General features: G+C 66.2%; 17 protein-coding genes. 15 read left to right on the forward strand and 2 right to left on the reverse strand.

Going from position 1 to position 19,012, the window contains the following annotated elements; translation table 11 throughout:
- Nucleotides 1-2: 2 nt before the first annotated feature.
- From MWN34_RS01785 to MWN34_RS01800, 4 genes are all read left to right on the forward strand, one after another.
- The gene (locus tag MWN34_RS01785) at nucleotides 3-767 is read left to right on the forward strand and encodes a biotin--[acetyl-CoA-carboxylase] ligase (RefSeq protein WP_281502806.1); all 765 of its coding nucleotides are present in this window, start codon (nucleotides 3-5) and stop codon (nucleotides 765-767) included.
- A gap of 71 nt (nucleotides 768-838) precedes the next feature.
- Nucleotides 839-2,461, forward strand: coding sequence for a ribonuclease J (locus MWN34_RS01790; RefSeq protein WP_281502807.1), 1,623 nt, complete (start codon nucleotides 839-841; stop codon nucleotides 2,459-2,461).
- 130 nt (nucleotides 2,462-2,591) lie between these two features.
- Nucleotides 2,592-2,996 (forward strand): methylmalonyl-CoA epimerase, encoded by a 405-nt coding sequence (gene mce, locus MWN34_RS01795; RefSeq protein ID WP_247025932.1) that lies wholly within the window; start codon nucleotides 2,592-2,594, stop codon nucleotides 2,994-2,996.
- A 15-nt stretch (nucleotides 2,997-3,011) separates the two neighbouring features.
- Entirely contained in the window at nucleotides 3,012-3,296 is a 285-nt protein-coding gene (locus tag MWN34_RS01800) for a DUF1467 family protein (protein ID WP_247025934.1), read from the forward strand.
- A 29-nt stretch (nucleotides 3,297-3,325) separates the two neighbouring features.
- On the opposite strand, the gene MWN34_RS01805 is transcribed toward MWN34_RS01800, so the two are convergent.
- A complete protein-coding gene (locus tag MWN34_RS01805; protein WP_247025936.1) occupies nucleotides 3,326-3,649 on the reverse strand; it encodes a hypothetical protein in 324 nt (107 codons plus the stop codon).
- Between the two features lie 180 nt (nucleotides 3,650-3,829).
- On the opposite strand from MWN34_RS01805, the gene proS reads away from it, so the two are divergent.
- The 3 genes from proS to MWN34_RS01820 are packed head-to-tail and all read left to right on the forward strand — an operon-like array spanning nucleotide 3,830 to nucleotide 7,171.
- Nucleotides 3,830-5,152 (forward strand): proline--tRNA ligase, encoded by a 1,323-nt coding sequence (gene proS, locus MWN34_RS01810; RefSeq protein WP_247025938.1) that lies wholly within the window; start codon nucleotides 3,830-3,832, stop codon nucleotides 5,150-5,152.
- A complete protein-coding gene (locus tag MWN34_RS01815; protein ID WP_425532037.1) occupies nucleotides 5,149-6,468 on the forward strand; it encodes a lipoprotein-releasing ABC transporter permease subunit in 1,320 nt (439 codons plus the stop codon). The genes proS and MWN34_RS01815 overlap by 4 nt, the downstream gene beginning before the upstream one ends.
- Nucleotides 6,469-6,472: 4 nt before the next feature.
- Nucleotides 6,473-7,171: an ABC transporter ATP-binding protein gene (locus MWN34_RS01820; RefSeq protein WP_247025940.1), complete on the forward strand. Its 699-nt coding sequence runs from the start codon at nucleotides 6,473-6,475 to the stop codon at nucleotides 7,169-7,171.
- 197 nt (nucleotides 7,172-7,368) lie between these two features.
- Here MWN34_RS01820 and MWN34_RS01825 read toward each other — a convergent pair whose 3' ends face one another.
- Nucleotides 7,369-8,382: a GGDEF domain-containing protein gene (locus MWN34_RS01825; RefSeq protein ID WP_247025942.1), complete on the reverse strand. Its 1,014-nt coding sequence runs from the start codon at nucleotides 8,380-8,382 to the stop codon at nucleotides 7,369-7,371.
- Between the two features lie 387 nt (nucleotides 8,383-8,769).
- On the opposite strand from MWN34_RS01825, the gene dnaE reads away from it, so the two are divergent.
- The 8 genes from dnaE (at nucleotide 8,770) to rseP (ending at nucleotide 18,830) form a co-directional block, all read left to right on the forward strand.
- Nucleotides 8,770-12,207, forward strand: coding sequence for a DNA polymerase III subunit alpha (gene dnaE / locus MWN34_RS01830; RefSeq protein WP_247025944.1), 3,438 nt, complete (start codon nucleotides 8,770-8,772; stop codon nucleotides 12,205-12,207).
- Nucleotides 12,208-12,427: 220 nt separating this feature from the next.
- On the forward strand, nucleotides 12,428-13,426 hold the full coding sequence (locus MWN34_RS01835; RefSeq protein ID WP_247025946.1) for a 30S ribosomal protein S2: 999 nt from the start codon (nucleotides 12,428-12,430) through the stop codon (nucleotides 13,424-13,426).
- A gap of 123 nt (nucleotides 13,427-13,549) precedes the next feature.
- Complete coding sequence (gene tsf / locus MWN34_RS01840; RefSeq protein ID WP_247025950.1) at nucleotides 13,550-14,473, forward strand: translation elongation factor Ts; 924 nt, start codon at nucleotides 13,550-13,552, stop codon at nucleotides 14,471-14,473.
- 124 nt (nucleotides 14,474-14,597) lie between these two features.
- Nucleotides 14,598-15,326 (forward strand): UMP kinase, encoded by a 729-nt coding sequence (pyrH, locus tag MWN34_RS01845; RefSeq protein WP_247025959.1) that lies wholly within the window; start codon nucleotides 14,598-14,600, stop codon nucleotides 15,324-15,326.
- 51 nt (nucleotides 15,327-15,377) lie between these two features.
- Nucleotides 15,378-15,941, forward strand: a complete 564-nt coding sequence (gene frr, locus MWN34_RS01850; protein WP_247025961.1) for a ribosome recycling factor — start codon at nucleotides 15,378-15,380, stop codon at nucleotides 15,939-15,941.
- 141 nt (nucleotides 15,942-16,082) lie between these two features.
- Nucleotides 16,083-16,766, forward strand: coding sequence for an isoprenyl transferase (locus tag MWN34_RS01855; protein WP_247026142.1), 684 nt, complete (start codon nucleotides 16,083-16,085; stop codon nucleotides 16,764-16,766).
- The gene (locus MWN34_RS01860) at nucleotides 16,717-17,577 is read left to right on the forward strand and encodes a phosphatidate cytidylyltransferase (RefSeq protein ID WP_247025963.1); all 861 of its coding nucleotides are present in this window, start codon (nucleotides 16,717-16,719) and stop codon (nucleotides 17,575-17,577) included. The genes MWN34_RS01855 and MWN34_RS01860 overlap by 50 nt, the downstream gene beginning before the upstream one ends.
- A 107-nt stretch (nucleotides 17,578-17,684) precedes the next feature.
- Nucleotides 17,685-18,830 (forward strand): RIP metalloprotease RseP, encoded by a 1,146-nt coding sequence (rseP, locus tag MWN34_RS01865; protein ID WP_247025984.1) that lies wholly within the window; start codon nucleotides 17,685-17,687, stop codon nucleotides 18,828-18,830.
- Nucleotides 18,831-19,012: the final 182 nt, after the last annotated feature.

Here is a 19,012-nt window from a genome sequence, read left to right on the forward strand (position 1 = left end):
GGATGGCAGGAAGGCCAGGGTTTTCCCGAACGCCCACTCCGGTTCTCCACTTTCCGGCCATCGGCTCGACAAATGCCGAGGCGATGGCGCGGGCCGGGGGCACGCACCCGCTCTGGGTGGTGGCGGATCGACAGACGGAAGGCAGGGGGCGGCGTGGCCGCCCCTGGTCGTCTCCGGCGGGCAATCTCTATGCGAGCCTGCTGCTTGTCGATGCCGGGTTGCCGGCACGCCTGCCGCAGCTCTGCTTCGCGGCGAGCCTCGCGCTGTATGATGCGGTGCGCGCCATCACCGGAATCGACCCTCTGCGCATCGGCCTGAAATGGCCGAATGACGTGATGATCGACGGCGCCAAGCTGGCCGGCATCCTGCTCGAAGGCTCCACCCTGCCGGATGGGCGCCCGGTCACGGTGATCGGCATGGGCATCAACTGCGCGCATCATCCCGCAGATACGCCCTATCCCACCACGAGCCTTCTCAAGGCGGGTTATCCCACGGAGCCGCGTGCCTTGCTGGCGGCACTGGACGCAGCCATGCTAGACCGCCTCGCGCAGTGGAGCCGCGGCGCCGGTTTCGCCGCGCTCGGCGAAGACTGGGTGCGGCGGGCGACAGGGCTGGGCCGTCCGGTGACGGTGCGGCTCGGCCATCGCGAAACCGAGGGCGTCTTCGAGGCGCTGGATCCGGCGGGAGCCATGGTGCTGCGCCATGCCGACGGATCGCGTGAAATCATCAATGCCGGCGACGTCTTCCCGTCGGCGCATGTGGGTTGAAAGGCTGTTGCGTGGTCGCTCCGCCGAATGAGCTGGTTTTCGCTGCCCTTGGTGGGGTTGGCGAGATCGGGATGAACCTTGGAATCTACGGGTTCGGCCCGTCTCACAGGCGGCAGTGGCTGGCCGTGGATCTCGGCGTGTCCTTTGCCGGGCCGGAGATACCGGGCATCGACCTCATCATGCCGGATGTGCGCTTCCTGGAGAAGGAACGCGAGCGCATCGTCGGCCTCGTGCTCACCCATGGCCATGAGGACCATGTGGGTGCGCTGGTCGATCTCTGGCCGAAGCTCGGCTGCCCGGTCTACACGACACCGTTCACCGCCGCGCTGGCGGAAGCTCGCCGTCTCGGCGAGCCGGGCGCGCCCAAGATCCCGCTGCATGTCGTGCCTTCGGGCGGGCGGATCCAGCTCGGGCCGTTCGAGGTCGAGTTCGTGCCGGTGGCGCATTCGATCCCCGACAGCCACGCTTTGGCGCTGCGCACGTCGCTCGGCCTCGTGGTGCACACCGGCGACTGGAAGATCGACGCCACCCCCGTGGTGGGGAACGTCACCGATCCCGCCCGCTTCACCGCGCTCGGCGATGAGGGGGTGAGGGCGGTCATCTGCGATTCCACCAACGCCATTCGCGACGGGGATTCGCCCTCCGAGGCCGATGTCGCCGTCGAGCTGACGAAGATCATCGCCGGCGCGAAGAACCGCGTGGCGGTCACCACCTTCGCCTCGAATGTCGCGCGCATCCGCTCGGTGGCCGAGGCGGCCCACGCCGCGGGCCGCGAGGTGGTGCTGGTCGGCCGCGCCATGGAGCGCGTGGTCATGGTCGCGCGCGAGCAGGGCCTGCTGAACGGCGTGCCGCCCTTCCGCCCGGTGGACGCCTATGGCTACCTGCCGCGCGACAAGGTGGTGGCGATCCTCACCGGCAGCCAGGGCGAGCCGCGCGCCGCCATGGCCCGCATCGCCGACGACGACCATCCCGAGATCGCGCTCTCGCCGGGCGACACGGTGATCTTTTCCTCGCGCACCATTCCCGGCAATGAGCGGGCTGTGAACCGCATCATCAACGCACTGGTGCTGGACGGCGTCGAGGTCGTCACCGACCGCACGGCGCTCATCCATGTCTCCGGCCATCCGCGGCGCGGCGAGATGGAGCGCATGTATGGCTGGCTGCGCCCGCAGGTGGCGGTGCCGGTCCATGGCGAGCCGCTGCATCTGTCGGAACATGCAGCGCTGGCGCGGCGCATGGGGGTTCAGCAGGTGGTGCGGCTGGTCGATGGCGACCTCGTGCGCCTCGCGAGCTCGGATGCCTCGCTCGGCGCGGATGTGGTGGAGGAACTGCCGGTCGGCCGTCTGTACAAGGATGGCCAGGTGCTGGTCGATTCCGCCGACCGCGCGATCCAGGAGCGGCGGCGTCTGTCCTTCGCCGGCATCGTGTCGGTGGCGGTCGCGATGAGCGGCAAGGGCGAGCTCGTCGGCGATCCGATGATCGACCTGTCCGGCCTGCCGGCCTATGACGCGCGCGGCAAGGACATCGGCGAGGTGATCGAGGAGGCGGTGCTGGACTGTCTCGATGCCCTGCCCAAGGCACGCCGGCGCGATCCGGACGCGGTATCGGAATCGCTCACGCGTGCCGTGCGCGGCGCGGTGAATGCGGTATGGGGCAAGAAGCCGCTCTGCCATGTGCTGGTGATTACGGTATGAGAAGGCGCTGAAGCGCGCGCCCCGTCCGCGTCGCGCGAACGCTTCAGGTCCCTGCCGACCCGCATTTTCTTCACGCGAACCGGGATGCTTCGCTCGAAAATGCGCCAGCCCTGAAGGGGAGCGCCGGAGCATGATCGGCCGCCTGAACCATGTCGCCCTCGCGGTGCGCGACCTCGCCGCCGCGACGGCGCTCTATCGCGATACGCTGGGCGCGCGGGTCTCGGCCGAGGTGCCGCTGCCCGAGCATGGCGTGACCACGGTGTTCGTCGAACTGCCCAACACCAAGATCGAGCTGCTGGCCCCGCTCGGCGAGGCCTCGCCTATCGCGCGCTTCCTGGAGCGCAGCCCGGAGGGCGGCATCCATCATCTCTGCTACGAGGTGGACGACATCATCGCCGCGCGTGACAGCCTGCGGGCGGCCGGTGCGCGGGTACTGGGCGACGGCGAGCCGCGCACCGGTGCCCACGGCAAACCGGTGCTGTTCCTGCACCCCAAAGACATGCTCGGCACGCTCGTCGAACTCGAACAGGTGTGAAGCAGGAGCGCGACGATGACCTTCACCGTGCTGAGTCCGACGACCTATGTCGCGATCTACTTCATCATCTGGTGGACGGTGATCTTCGCCGTTCTGCCCTTCGGCGTGCGCTCGCAGCGCGAGGAGGGCGATGTGCTGGAGGGAAGCGAGCCGGGCGCCCCGGTGCGCCCGATGCTGCTGCGCAAGGCGATCGCCATCACCATCGTCTCGGCGGTCATCGTCTGCGCGCTGGCCTATGCCATCGAGGGCGGGTGGCTGCGGCTCGACATGTTCCCGATGCCGTTCGATACCAAGGAATAGGCAGGGCAGAGGCGCGGTCCGCTTGCCAGTCATCCCGGCTTGTGGGGAGGCGACGCAAGAAATCGGTTGAAACGCGGCTCTTTTGCTTTGTGTATTTGTAATACCAGCGTTAAATCCAAAAAAAGAGGCGAGACCTCAGGTCTCGCCTTCTCTTTATTCCGCGCCACCAACCCGGTTCTGCTGCCTTTGGCAATCTGCCGGGGGCTTTGTTGTTGACTTATTCCTCCCGAGACCCAGGCCGATCGTCGCTCAAGATCGTGCGACGGCGGACCCCTTTCTTGATGGCAGGGACCATAGGCAAAGAAAACGGCCTTGTCATCCTTGCGTTGCAAAAGATCGATTGTGCGCTGCATCAGAGTTTTGCACGCCCGCCGCAGGAATAGGCAGGCCGTTGCATTCGGGAAAGGCGGCAGCCGAAGGTCCGGCCGGACGGCGGCCCGGCGTGGAAGGGCTTGTCTTTTCGCGGGCGATCCGGTTTCACTCGCCACCAAGCCTGATGGGCGATCCCGCCCGCCGAATCGCGAGTTTTCCTGATGCGCCTGTCCCGCTACTTCCTGCCCATCCTGCGCGAAGTCCCGAAGGAGGCGGAGATCGTCTCGCACCGCCTGATGCTGCGCGCCGGCATGATCCGCCAGGAATCGGCGGGCATCTATGCCTGGTTGCCGCTCGGCAAGCGCGTGCTGGACAAGATCTGCAACGTCATCCGCGAGGAGCAGAACCGCTCCGGCGCCATCGAGATCATGATGCCGACCATCCAGTCGGCCGACCTCTGGCGCGAGAGCGGGCGCTACGACGATTACGGCAAGGAAATGCTCCGCATCAAGGACCGGCACGAGCGCGAGATGCTGTTCGGCCCGACCAATGAGGAGATGCTCACCGAGATCGTGCGGGCCTATGTGAAGTCCTACAAGGACCTGCCGCTGAACCTCTACCATATCCAGTGGAAGTTCCGCGACGAGGTGCGCCCGCGCTTCGGCGTCATGCGCTCGCGCGAGTTCCTGATGAAGGACGCCTATTCCGTCGATCTCGACTTCGAGAACGCGGTGATCGCCTATAACCGCATGTTCGTCGCCTATCTGCGCACCTTCGCCCGCCTCGGGCTGAAGGCGATTCCCATGGTGGCGGACACCGGCCCCATCGGCGGCAATCACAGCCACGAATTCATCATCCTCGCCTCCACCGGCGAGAGCGAGGTGTTCTGCCACGCCGATTATCTCGACATGGCGCCCCCGCCTGCCGACATCGACTTCCGCGACCCCGCCGCGCTTCAGGACACCGTGAACCAGTGGACCAGCCTTTATGCGGCCACGGAAGAGAAGCATGACGAAGCCGCGTTCGACGCGATTCCCGAAGGGAGCCGCGTCTCGGCGCGCGGCATCGAGGTCGGTCACATCTTCTATTTCGGCACCAAATATTCCGAGCCGATGGGCGCGAAGGTCACCGGGCCGGACGGCGTCGAGCGGCCCGTGCACATGGGCTCCTACGGCATCGGCCCTTCGCGGTTGGTGGCGGCGATCATCGAGGCCTCGCACGACGAGAACGGCATCATCTGGCCGGAGGCGATCGCGCCCTTCAAGGTCGGCGTGCTGAACCTCAAGGCGGGCGATGCGGCGACCGACGCGGCGTGCGAGACGCTCTATGCCGAATTGACCGCGCGCGGCGTCGACGTGCTCTATGACGACACCGACGAGCGGCCCGGCTCGAAGTTCGCCACCGCCGACCTCATCGGACTGCCCTGGCAGGTCATTGTCGGGCCGAAGGGCCTCGCCGCCGGGACGGTGGAACTGAAGCGCCGTGCCGACGGCTCGCGCGAAACCCTGCCGCTCGACGCGGTGATCAACCGGATTCTCGAATGAGCGCACAGGCGGTTCGACAGGACGGAAGCGACGAGCGGGCAGGGGCCGACGAAGGCCCGACCGGAACCCGCCCCTTCAGCGCCTTCGAGTGGATGTTGTCGCTGCGCTATCTGCGGGCGCGGCGCAAGGAAGGGTTCATCTCGGTCATCGCCGGGTTCTCCTTCCTCGGCATCATGCTCGGGGTCGCCACGCTCATCATCGTCATGGCGGTGATGAACGGCTTCCGCGCCGAACTGCTCTCGAAGATCCTCGGCCTGAATGGCCATCTGCTGATTCAGCCGATCGACAGCCCGCTGACCGACTACGACGCTGTCGCCAAGCGCATCGCCGGCGTGGATGGCGTCAAGATCGCCGTGCCGCTGATCGAGGGGCAGGCGCTGGCATCCTCCGCCTATGGCGCGACCGGGGTGCTGGTGCGCGGCATGTCCGAGGCCAATCTGCGCGCGCTGCCCTCGATCAGCGCCAACATCAAGCAGGGCACGCTGGAAGGCTTTGACGGCGGCTCCGGCCTCGTCATCGGCAAGCGGCTCGCCGACCAGCTCTCGATCCGCGCCGGCGACAACATCACGCTGGTGTCGCCGCGCGGCGCCGTGACGCCGATGGGCACGACGCCGCGCATCAAGGTCTACAAGGTCGCCGCGATCTTCGAGATCGGCATGTCGGAATATGACAGCGCCTTCGTCTTCATGCCGCTGCCCGAGGCGCAGGCCTATTTCAACAAGGATGGCGACGTCACCGCCATCGAGGTCTACACGCAGAACCCCGACAAGGTGGATCAGTACCGTGCCGCCATCGACAAGGCGGCGCAGAGACCGATCTATGCGGTCGACTGGCGCCAGCGCAACGCTACCTTCTTCAACGCGCTGCAGGTGGAGCGGAACGTGATGTTCCTCATCCTCACCCTCATCGTGGTGGTGGCGGCGTTCAACATCGTGTCGGGCCTGAACATGCTGGTGAAGGACAAGGGCCGCGACATCGGCATCCTTCGCACCATGGGCGCGACGCGCGGCTCCATCATGCGCGTCTTCCTCGTCACCGGCGCCTCCATCGGCGTGTTCGGCACGCTGGCCGGCTTCCTGCTCGGCCTCGTGGTGTGCCTCAACATCGAGGAGATCCGCCAGTTCATCTCCTGGCTCACCGCCACGGAGCTGTTCTCGCCGGAGCTCTATTATCTCAGCCGCCTGCCGGCGGAGATGGATGCGCGCGAGACCGGCGCCGTCGTCATCATGGCGCTGGTTCTGTCCTTCCTGGCCCCGCTCTACCCGTCCTGGCGCGCCGCGCGCCTCGATCCGGTGGAAGCGCTGCGTTACGAGTGAGGCGATGTACGACTCGGAACACGCGCAACCCGCCTTGCGGCTCTCGGGGGTCGAGCGCCGCTACGCGCAGGGTTCCGGCACTCTGGATATCCTGAAAGGGGCCGATCTGACGGTCTATGAGGGGCAGACCGTGGCGCTGGTCGCCCCGTCTGGCACCGGCAAGTCGACCCTTCTGCACATTGCCGGCCTGCTGGAGCACCAGGACGCCGGCGAGGTTCTGGTGGGCGAGAAGCCGACCGCCGGACTTTCGGATGCGGAGCGCACCCGCATCCGCCGTCTCGATGTCGGCTTCGTCTACCAGTTCCACCATCTGCTGCCGGAGTTCTCCGCGCTTGAGAACGTCATGCTGCCGCAGATGATCCGCGGCCTGTCGAAGCGCGAGGCGTCCAAGCGGGCGAAGGAACTGCTGTCCTATCTCGGCCTCGGCCAGCGTCTGGAGCATCGCCCCGGCGAGCTGTCTGGAGGCGAGCAGCAGCGCGTCGCCATCGCACGCGCCGTCGCCAATGCGCCGCGCGTGCTGCTGGCGGACGAGCCGACCGGCAATCTCGACCCGCGCACCTCGGCTCATGTGTTCAACGCGCTGTCGCAGCTGGTGGAGGCGACGGGCCTCGCCGCGATCATCGCCACCCACAATCTCGACCTTGCCGCCCAGATGCACCGCCGCGTGACGCTGCGCGAGGGGCAGGTGGTGGAGATGGCGTGAGCAGACGGCGCCAGCGCCCGATCTCCGTGCAGAGCCCGACCGCCGTGGAGGGCCGACAAGGCTGCCGCATCCGTTTCGCGCAAGCCGTGGCGCGTCACCGTCGGGATCATCATCCCATCTGACGGTTCGGATGACGGCGCTGACCTCATGGTCCTGAGCCCGCCTTCCATTGCGGCGCGGCGGACCGGCGGCGATGCTCAATCCGTGGCGAGGACCACGCGGTTTCGCCCACCCCGTTTGGCTGCATAGAGCGCATCGTCCGCCCGCCTCTGCACGCCGAGTCGCACGGGGAAGGCCGCGATCGCCGCGCCGACGGAAACCGTCACCTTCAACGCCGTGCCATTGTAGGACAGCGCAGCGGCGGCGATCTCCTCGCGGATGCGGTTTGCGACCGCCAGCACCGCTGGCGGGTCGGCACCGGGAAGGAGCACGGCGAACTCTTCTCCGCCCACCCGGGCCACGACGTCGCCCCGGCGCGCATCGGCGGCCAGAAGACCGGCAATCCGCGACAGAACCTGGTCGCCGGCATCATGGCCGAGCGCATCGTTGATGGTCTTGAAGTGATCAATGTCGATCATCAGCATCCCGAAAGGCGCGGCGGCCCCTTCGAGAGAGGACAGCGCGGCCTCGAAGAAGCGGCGATTGGCGAGACCGGTGAGCGCATCGCGGTTCGCCGCCTCCATCGCCAGCCGGACGAAGCGGTGCGCCTGCATCGAGAAGGTCGCGAAGGTCAGGCTTGCAGCGGCCAGAGCGCAGAGGAGCGTCGCCAGCGAGAGGGCCGAGAGTCCGTCGAATACGACGAAAACCAGCACCGCCGCCGCCATCGCGACAAGCGTCGTCACCACGCCCCCGCGCGTACCGAAAATGAGGAAGGCCGCACCGACCGCGCCAAAATACCAGCAGAACCGCAAAGGGTCGGCCGGAACGAGAATCGCCGCTAGGGTGACGAGGGCGAGAGCCGCCGCGAAGAACAGCATCGCAAGCGGGCGGCTCTGTTGCGGATGGCGCCTGACCAGCGCAAGCAGGAGCAGGCTCAGCCCCGCGAACACGGCATTCGCGACCAGTTGCAGCACCGGAATCGGCGTCGGAACGAGGGCGCCGCCGACAGCCACTGCGCCCGCGGCCATCGCCGCGATGGCCATGGCGCGCTCGAGCACGTTCAACTGGAAGCGGACGGCATCCAAAGGGGGCGACAGGGATTCTTCCGTCATGCTCCAGGCTCGCTGGTGACTGCTTTCCGCCAAAGGATTACCCGAAAATATGGCCGTTAGAAATTCGGTAACCGAGGCATGGAACAGAAGCGGAACATTGATTGACGTCCGGACATAAGGGGAACAATGTTCTCGCCATGTTCACGGGAGGTCCACATGATCCGCATCCTGCTGCATGAAGCCGCCGCGCTCGCGTCTCTCGGCCTGTTCCTCGCCATGATCGGCATGTGGGCCGGCATCATCAGCGGGGTCTGAATGTTGCCGGCCTGAGGACAGCGGGGACGACCCGATCCGCGGGTGGACGGGGAGGCGCCCGCGCCCGCACACTGCCCGCCGGACGGCGCTCCCGAATCGCGGCACCGCCGTGGAATGAGAGGAGAGGCCAGAATGTCAGTCGCCGATGTCGGTTTCGTGCATCTGCACCTGCATTCCTCCTATTCCCTGCTTGAAGGCGCGCTGACCGTCACCAAGCTCGCCAAGCTGGCGGAAAAGGACCGCCAGCCCGCCATCGCGCTCACCGATACCGGCAATCTGTTCGGCGCGCTGGAATTTTCCGAGAAGATGTCGGGGGCCGGCATCCAGCCCATCCTCGGCTGCTCGCTGGGGATCGATTTCGGCGACCAGCAGCGCTCGCGTGCTCTCGCTCTGGCCGGCCTGCCGAAATTCGTGTTGCTCTCCGCCAGCGAGATCGGTTGGCGGAACCTGATGGCGCTGGTATCCCGATCCTATCTCGAGACGACGGACGGTGTCGAACCGCACCTCAAGGCGGAGTGGCTGGCGGAGGCGTCGGCTGGACTCATTGCACTGACTGGTGGTCCCACTGGACCGATCGACCGCGCCCTCGCGGCGGGTTCGGCCGACGTCGCGGAGGAGCGTCTTGCGACGCTGGAGGCGATCTTCGGAGGCCGCCTATATGTCGAGATCCAGCGCCACGGCGCCGCCGAGGAGCGGGCGGTGGAGGAGGACCTCATCGCGCTGGCCTACCGCCGCAGCCTGCCACTGGTCGCCACCAACGAACCCTTCTTTGCCGCCGAGGAGGATTACGAGGCCCACGATGCGCTCATTTCCATCGCGGAGGGACGCCTCGTTTCCGATCCGAACCGGCGCCAGCTCACGCCGCAACACCGCTTCCGCACCCGGGCCGAGATGGCGGCTCTCTTCGCGGACCTCCCGGAAGCCCTTGCCAATACAGTCGAAATCGCGCGCCGTTGTGCCTATCGACCGCGCACGGTGAAGCCGATCCTGCCCCGTTTCACCCCGGATCGGGACGAGGCCGACGAGTTGCGCGCCCAGGCCGAAGAGGGCCTCGCCCGCCGCCTCGCCGTTCACGGTCCGGCGCCCGGCCTGAGCGCGAAGGACTATGAGGATCGCCTGGCCTTCGAGCTCAGCATCATCGAGCGGATGAAGTTCCCCGGCTACTTCCTTATCGTGTCGGACTTCATCAAATGGGCGAAGGCGCAAGGGATTCCGGTCGGTCCGGGCCGCGGCTCGGGCGCCGGCTCGCTGGTAGCCTACTCGCTGACCATCACCGACCTCGACCCGTTGCGATTCGGCCTGCTGTTCGAGCGCTTCCTGAACCCGGAACGCGTGTCGATGCCGGATTTCGACATCGACTTTTGCCAGGACCGGCGCGACGAGGTGATCCGCTACGTGCAGGATCGCTATGGCAGCAATCAGGTCGCGCAGATCATCACCTTCGGCACTCTGCAGGCCCGCGGCGTGCTGCGCGATGTCGGGCGCGTGCTGGAAATGCCCTATGGGCAGGTCGACAAACTCTGCAAGCTGGTGCCGCAGAACCCCGCCAATCCAGTAACGCTCGCCAAGGCGATCGAGGACGAACCTCGCCTTCAGGCCGAGCGCGATGCGACGCCCGTGGTAAAGCGAGCGTTCGACATTGCCGTGCGTCTGGAAGGGCTTAACCGGCATGCTTCAACCCATGCAGCAGGCGTCGTGATCGGCGATCGCCCGCTCTACCAGCTCGTGCCGCTCTATCGCGATCCCCGCTCGCCGATGCTCGTCACCCAGTACAACATGAAATGGGTGGAGCAGGCGGGTCTGGTGAAGTTCGACTTCCTCGGCCTCAAGACGCTCACCGTCTTGCAGACCGCGGTGCGGCTCGTCGGTCAGCGGGGAATCGAGATCAACCTCTCCACAATCCCGCTCGACGACAAGAAGACCTACGACATGCTGACCCGGGGTGAGACGGTCGGCGTGTTCCAGGTAGAAAGCGCCGGCATGCGGCGTGCGCTGGTCGACATGAAACCCGACCGGCTGGAGGACATCATCGCGCTGGTCGCGCTCTATCGGCCGGGCCCGATGGCCAACATCCCGGTCTATTGCGCCGTGAAGAACGGGCAGGAACAGGCCGTTTACGCTCACCCGGCCCTTGAGGAGAGCCTGAAGGAAACCTACGGCGTCATCATCTACCAGGAACAGGTGATGCAGATCGCTCAGACCCTGTCGGGTTATTCGCTCGGCGAGGCCGACTTGCTGCGCCGCGCCATGGGCAAGAAGATCCGTGCCGAGATGGACAAGCAGCGCGCCCGCTTCGTCGATGGCGCGGTGGAACGCGGGGTGCCGCAGGCGAAGGCGTCCGAGATCTTCGACCTGCTCGCCAAGTTCGCGGATTACGGATTCAACAAGAGCCACGCCGCCGCCTACGCGCTGGTTGCCTACCAGACCGCCTACATGAAGGCGAACTATCCCAATGAGTTCATCGCCGCGTCGATGACCTACGACATGTCGAACACCGACAAGCTCGGCGAATTCCGGCAGGAAGCCCAGCGCCTCGGCATCGAGGTGGTGCCGCCTTCGGTTAATCGCTGCGGGCGCGAATTCCAGGTGGAGGGCGGCGCCATCTTCTATGCGCTGGCGGCGGTGAAGGGCGTGGGCGGGCTGGCGGTCGATGCCATCGTCGAGGCGCGGGGTTCCCGCCTGTTCCGCGATCTGGCGGATTTCGCCAATCGCATCAATGCGAAGGCGCTGAACAAGCGGACGTTGGAAAGCCTGGTCAATGCCGGTGCGCTGGATTGCATCGAGCCCAACCGGGCCCGTGCTTTCGTCGCAATCGATTCGATTCTCGGTCATGCCGCCAAGCGCGGGGCCGATGCTGCGGTGGGGCAGAACGACATGTTCGGCAGCGGCCCGGCCGCCGCCCATCTGCCGCTGCCCGATGTCATGCCTTGGCTGCCGGCCGACCGGCTGCAGAAGGAATATGACGCGATCGGCTTTTTCCTCACCGGTCATCCGCTGGATGACTACGCCAAGGCGCTGGAACGACTTCGGGTGCAGCGCTGGAGCGACTTCACCCGTGCGGTGAGGGCGGGCGCCTCGGCCGGGCGCCTCGCCGCCACGGTGGTGAGTCGGCAGGAGCGGCGAACCAAGACCGGCAACAAGATGGGCATTGTCGGCCTCTCCGATCCGTCCGGGCAGTTCGAGGCGGTGATCTTTTCCGAAGGGCTTGCCCATTTCCGCGAGGTGCTGGAGCCGGGAACCGCTCTTCTCCTGCACGTCGCCGCCGAGTTGCAGGGCGAGGATGTGCGGGCGCGAATCCAGACCGCCGAGCCGCTCGATGCGGCGGCTTCCAAGATGCAGAAGGGTCTGCGCATCTTCCTGCGCTCGCCCGATCCGCTGGAGAGCCTCGCGACCCGGCTCACGCCGCTCGCCGGCGGTCGCGGCGACGGCGAGGTGGCTTTCGTCGTGCTCGTCGGCGACAAGGGGGGAACCGAGGTCGAGATCAAGCTGCCGGGCCGTTTTGCACTGTCTCCGCAGATCGCCGGGGCGCTGAAGGCGGTGCCGGGCGTGGTGCAGGTCGAGGCACACTGAGCGCGCGCGCTGGTCCGCCGTCTCGGGCGGGGCAGGCTTCGACTTGCGCCGGGCGGGCATGTCCCTTATAAGCCGCGCCATTCCGCACGCGGACCGCGTGCCGGCATCCTTTTCCCATGGCTGAACCAGCCGGGATCAGCGGGCCGGCTCACCCGGTGCCGGACCGGCATTTCCGCCGGCCGGCCACGTCCGCGGAGGCTCAACCGGACGAGACACGACAATGGCACTCCCCGATTTCACCATGCGCCAGCTTCTTGAAGCCGGCGTGCACTTCGGTCACCAGTCGCACCGCTGGAACCCGAAGATGGCGCCCTATATCTTCGGCGTTCGCAACAACATCCACATCCTGGACCTCGCCCAGACCGTGCCGTCGCTGCACCGCGCGCTCCAGGCGGTCTCCGACACCGTGGCCCGTGGCGGCCGCGTGCTGTTCGTCGGCACCAAGCGTCAGGCGGCCGATGCCGTTGCGGACGCGGCGAAGCGTTCGGCCCAGTACTACGTCAACTCCCGCTGGCTCGGCGGCATGCTGACCAACTGGAAGACCATTTCCCACTCCATCGCCCGCCTGAAGAAGCTCGAAGAGCTGCTCGGCGCCGGCGAAGGCGTCGGCTACACCAAGAAGGAGCGCCTGACGCTCCAGCGCGAGCGCGAGAAGCTCGACCGCGCTCTGGGCGGTATCCGCGACATGGGCGGCCTGCCGGACCTGCTCTTCGTGATCGACACCAATAAGGAAGACCTCGCGGTCGCCGAGGCGCGTCGCCTGGGTATCCCGGTCGCCGCCATTCTCGACACCAATTGCGATCCGGACGGGATCGCCTTCCCGGTGCCGGGCAATGACGACGCCGGCCGTGCGATCAACCTGTATTGCGACCTCGTCGCGCGCGCCGCGATCGACGGCATCGGCCGCGCCCAGGGCGATCTCGGCATCGATCTCGGCGAAGCGGACGCTCCGCTGGTCGAGGATCTGCCCTCCGAGTCGCTGTGGCAGAGCTTCGAGCCCCTCTCGGGCCCGCGCGGCATTGCCGACGACCTGAAGAAGCTGACCGGCGTGTCCCCGGCCATCGAGAAGAAGCTGACCGATCTCGGCATCTTCCACTTCTCGCAGATCGCTTCCCTCGACCCGCAGGACGCCCAGCGTCTCGGCGAGGAAGTCGGCCTGCCGGGTCGCGTGGATGGCTGGATCGCCCAGGCGAAGGAACTCACCGCCGAGGTCGAGTGATCTCCGCACTTCGGTGCCGCCGGCCCGTAACGGGCCGACATTGAACACGCACGGCCGGCCCGGAAAACCCTCCGGCCGGCCGTGCCGTCAAATGACATATGCAATTCGTGCGAGGAACGTGACATGGCCAACATCACCGCGGGCATGGTGAAAGAGCTCCGCGACAAGACCGGCGCGGGCATGATGGACTGCAAGGCTGCGCTCGGCGAAGTCGATGGCGACATCGAGGCCGCCATCGACTGGCTCCGCAAGAAGGGCCTTGCCAAGGCCGCCAAGAAGGCCGGCCGGGTCGCCGCCGAAGGCCTGATCGGCCTCAATGCGGCCGGCACGAAGGGTGTGGTCGTCGAGGTGAATTCGGAGACCGACTTCGTCGCCCGCAACGACCAGTTCCAGGGCCTGGTGCGCGGCATCGCCGCTGTGGCGCTCGAGGCCGGCGATGATGTCGAGGCCATCAAGGCCGCGGCGTTCCCCGGTGGCGGCACGGTTGCCGAAGCCATCTCCTCGACCATCGCCACCATCGGCGAGAACATGAACCTGCGTCGCGCCAAGCTGCTGCAGGTTCAGCAGGGCATCGTCGGTTCCTATCTCCACAGCTCGGTGGGCGAAGGCCTCGGCAAGATCGGCGTGCTGGTCGCGCTCGAATCGACCGGCAATGCGGATGAACTCGCCGCTCTCGGCCGCCAGGTCGCCATGCACATCGCTGCGGCCAACCCGCAGGCGCTGGACGCCGCAGGCGTTGACGCCGACGTCGTCGCGCGCGAGCGCGAGGTTCTGGCCGACAAGGCCCGCGCCTCCGGCAAGCCGGCGAACGTGGTCGAGAAGATTGTCGAGAGCGGCCTGAAGACCTTCTTCAAGGAAGTCACGCTGCTCGATCAGGCGTTCGTTCATGAGCCTTCCAAGACGGTGGCTCAGGCCGTCAAGGAGAGCGAAGGCAAGGTGGGTGGTCCCATCCGCATCGCCGGTTTCGTGCGTTTCGCGCTCGGCGAGGGCGTTGAGAAGCAGGAGAGCGACTTCGCCGCCGAAGTCGCCGCCGCGGCAGGCCATTGATATTGCGTGGATAAGCGCGCCGGATGACTCAACGAGGGTCGCCGGCGTGCTCTATTCTGCTGCGGTGCAGCGCGGAGCTCGCGGGTCGGGCTCCTTTCGCGATGTCGGCTGAACGAGGGGCAGTATGACGCAATCCGGGGACGATCTGGCTTACAGGCGCGTGCTGGTGAAGGTGTCCGGCGAAGCGCTGATGGGCGACGAGCCCTTCGGCCTGCACTGGCCCACCGTCGCTGCCATCGCCCGAGATCTCGTCGAGGCGCGCGCTACCGGTGCACAGGTTGCTGTCGTCGTCGGAGGGGGCAACATCCTGCGCGGCGCTCGGGTGGCCGGTGACGGGCTGGATCGCGCAACGGCCGATCATATGGGCATGCTCGCCACTGCGATGAATGCGTTGGCCTTGGAAAAGGCAATCGAAGCTGCCGGCAGTCCGGCCCGCACGCTCTGCGCCGTTCCCATGCCGACCATCTGCGAATCCTATGCTCGCCAGCCAGCGCTGAAGCACCTGTCGCGCGAGCGCATCGTCGTACTCGCCGGTGGCACGGGCAATCCGTATTTCACCACCGATACGGGCGCCGTGCTGCGCGCCGCGGAGCTCGGCTGCGACGCGGTGATGAAGGCGACGAATGTCGACGGCGTATACACCGCAGATCCCAAGAAGGATCCGAATGCGAAGCGCTATGATCGGCTGACCCATGACGAGGCTCTTGCCAAAGACCTCAAGGTTATGGACGCGGCCGCCTTCGCGCTTGCCCGCGAGGCCCGCTTGCCGATAATCGTTTTCTCGATCCGCGAGCCCGGCGCAATTGCTTCAGCCATCCGCGGCGAGGGTCGGGCGACCGTTGTCGCACCTTGAGACTCGCCACCGGATTTTCCGACAGGGCCAACCGATAAGAACGAGGGCGATATGACCGACGGTCCGATCGACGTTGCCGATATCAAGCGCCGCATGCAGGGTGCGATCGGCGTGCTCAAACACGAACTGGGCGGGCTGCGCACGGGCCGCGCCTCGGCGAGTCTGCTGGAGCCGATCCAGGTAGATGCCTATGGCTCGCACATGCCGCTCAATCAGGTCGCCTCGGTGAACGTGCCCGAGCCGCGGCTTCTTTCCGTGCAGGTCTGGGACCGCGGAATGGTGAGCGCCGTCGAGAAGGCGATTCGCGATTCGAATCTCGGCCTCAATCCGCAGACCGAAGGTCAGGTGATCCGGGTCCGCATTCCCGAGCTCACGCAGGAGCGCCGCCAGGAACTGGTCAAGGTCGCCCACAAATATGCCGAGGCCGCGCGCGTCTCGGTCCGCCACGTGCGTCGCGACGGTCTCGATTCATTGAAGAAGGCCGAAAAAGACGGCGAAATGAGTTCGGACGACCTCGACCGACTGGCTGATCAGGTGCAGAAGGCGACGGATTCCTCGATTGGCGAAATCGACCAGGTGCTTGCCGGCAAGGAAAAGGAAATCCTGGCGGTCTGAGGCGGGCATCGAACGAGGATGGGGACGGGGGTCTCCGGCGAGATGGCGAAGGGCGAAGCGCCACACGGCGTGCATCTGGAAGAGGCAGCGCCCGAGGCCACGGGCGTGGCACTGCCGCGCCCCCGCCATGTCGCCATCATCATGGATGGCAATGGCCGTTGGGCGAAGTCCCGCGGCCTGCCGCGTTTCGAGGGCCACCGTCGCGGCGTCGAAGCCGTTCGCCGCGCCGTGCGTGCAGCGGAGGAGCTCGGCATCGAGGCGCTGACCATCTACAGCTTCTCCAGCGAGAACTGGTCGCGGCCGATGGCCGAGATCGCGGATCTCATGGGCCTGCTGAAGCGGTTTATCCGCAACGATCTTGCGACCCTTCATAAGCAGAATGTCCAGGTGCGCGTTATCGGCGAGCGCCCCGCGCGCGTGCCTGACATCGCGCTGTTACTGGACGAGGCCGTGCAGCTCACCCGCAACAATACGGGTATCAAGCTGGTGGTTGCGTTCAATTACGGCGCGCAGAACGAGATTGCCCGAGCCGTTCAGCGCCTTGCGGCAGAGGTGAGAGACGGCCGGCTGGCGCCAGAGGCCATCACGCCGGAGCTGATCGGCGGAGCTCTGGATACTGCGGGGCTGCCTCCGCTCGATCTCGTCATCCGCACCAGTGGAGAGCAGCGGCTCTCGAACTTCCTGCTGTGGCAGGCGGCTTATTCAGAGCTCGTCTTCCTGCCGGTGCTCTGGCCGGATTTCGACCGGGGCTGGCTTGAACAGGCACTGGTCGAATATGGTCGTCGCGAACGTCGCTTCGGCGGCCTTCTTGCTCCGGGGCACTAGAGTCTTGCCCCTCGGAAAGGACTTCCTGCCCCGGCTTGCATCCGCCCTCGTGCTGGCACCGCTTGCGCTGCTTGCGGCCTCGCTGGGTGGCTGGTTGTTCGCATGCTTCCTCGGTCTTGCGGCGCTGCTCATTCTCTGGGAATGGACGGTGATGACATCGACGCAGCCGAAAATCGTGCTGCTCAGTATCGGCGGAGTCGCCCTGGTCGCCGCGACGATATTGACGCTATACCATGGTGCCTTGCCCGGCACGCTTCCGGTGATTGCCGCCGCTCTTCTTTTCACGCTTCTCGGCCGGCCGAGGTGCTGGGTCGGGGCAGGGGTAATCTACGCCGCCGCCGCAGTCGTGCCTGCGGTAGCGCTGCGGGAGGGGGAAGGGGGCGGCGCTGCGCTGCTGTGGCTCTTCGCGCTGGTCTGGGGCACCGACATCGGAGCCTATTTCTGCGGTCGCCTGATGGGTGGCCCCAAGCTCTGGCCGCGGATCAGCCCAAACAAGACATGGTCGGGCGCCATCGGCGGCGCATTGATCGGCACGGCAGCTGGCCTGCTGTCGCTTGTTGCCGCGGGTTGGGCGCCGGGCATCGGACTTGGCGCTACCACCCTGGCGGCAAGCATTGCCAGCCAATGCGGCGACCTGTTCGAATCGGCCATGAAGCGGCGTTTCGGATGCAAGGATTCGAGCGCGCTGATTCCCGGCCATGGTGGTCTCATGGATCGCCTCGACGGCTTCGTCGCCGCGGCGCTCGTGGGGCTGCTCGTCGGGCTTGTGCGCGACCCCGGAGCCGTGGCCCATGGTTTGCTGGGTTTCTGAGGGCGATGGGAAGCAGGCAGGCGGGGAAATGAGCGCATCTTCGCCGCAAAGTCGCCTTAAGCCACCTGCCGTTACGCAGCGCACCCTCGGGTGAAAGGAAGGACGCAATGGATCTTCTCATTTCCGCCGGTGATCACCTGCGCTGGGTGCTCGGCTATGTCGTCCCCTTCCTGTTCGTCCTGACCATCGTGGTGTTTTTTCACGAGTTCGGCCATTTCTGGGTCGCGCGGCGTGCCGGCGTGAGGGTCGTCGCCTTTTCCCTGGGCTTCGGGCCGGAGATCGCGGGATTCTACGATCGGCATGGGACGCGGTGGCGACTGTCGGCCATTCCGCTTGGCGGCTATGTGAAGTTCCACGGCGATGAGAACGCCGCGTCCGCGCCCGATCGTGAGGCCATTGCGCGGATGAGCGCCGAGGACCGTGAGGGCAGCTTTTTCCACAAGTCGGTCGGCGCCCGCGCTGCCATCGTGGCGGCCGGGCCGATCGCCAATTTCATTCTTGCCATCGTCATCTTCGCGACGCTCTTCATGACGGTTGGTCGTCAGGTCATGACGCCCGTGGTCGATTCCGTGCAGGCGGGCAGCGCCGCGGAGCGCGCCGGCTTCCAGCCCCACGATGTTATTATCTCCATCGATGGCACGCCGATCGAATCCTTCGGTGACATGCAGCGAATCGTCAGCGGGGCGGCGGGGCAGTCGCTGGCCATCGTCGTGCGGCGTGCGGATGCAGACGTCGCCCTGAATGCCGTCCCGGAACGCCGGGAGATGAAGGATACGTTCGGAAGCACCCATGCGATCGGCGTTCTCGGCATTTCCCGTTCGGCCGATGCCGCAAGCGTCGTGACCCGTCGCTACGGGCCGGTCGAGGCGGTCGGCATGGCGGTGAAGGAAGTCTGGTTCGTCATTGACCGCACTTTCAGCTATCTGGGTGGCGTGGTGAGCGGGCGCGAGTCGCCGGATCAGCTTGGCGGGCCGATCCGGATTGCCCAGGTTTCGGGACAGGTCGCCACGTTCGGCTTCGCGGCATTGCTGCAACTGGCCGCAGTGCTGTCGGTCTCGATCGGACTCCTTAACCTCTTTCCGATACCGTTGCTCGACGGCGGGCACTTGGTTTTCTATGCGGTTGAGGCGCTGCGCGGCCGTCCGCTCAGCGAGCGGGCCCAAGAGGTCGGGTTCCGCATCGGTCTAGCTTTCGTGCTGATGCTCATGCTGTTTGCGACGTTCAACGATATCCTTAATATTTCAAGGTCTTGAGCGGCGAAAACGGAAGGCGTTGCGCGATGGCAACGCCGCTTTGGAAAAGGGTGAATCGGGATGCGGGCTCGGTTTGCAGGTGCAGCGAAAGTCTGTACAACAACCCCGCAGGGTGAGACTCCGCGTGCATTCGCGTTCCCGTGTGAATGTGTCTGGGCGTCAGAACAACGGTAAGGTTGCGC

Source organism: Ancylobacter crimeensis, assembly GCF_023016805.1.
Classification (GTDB): Bacteria; Pseudomonadota; Alphaproteobacteria; order Rhizobiales; family Xanthobacteraceae; genus Ancylobacter; species Ancylobacter crimeensis.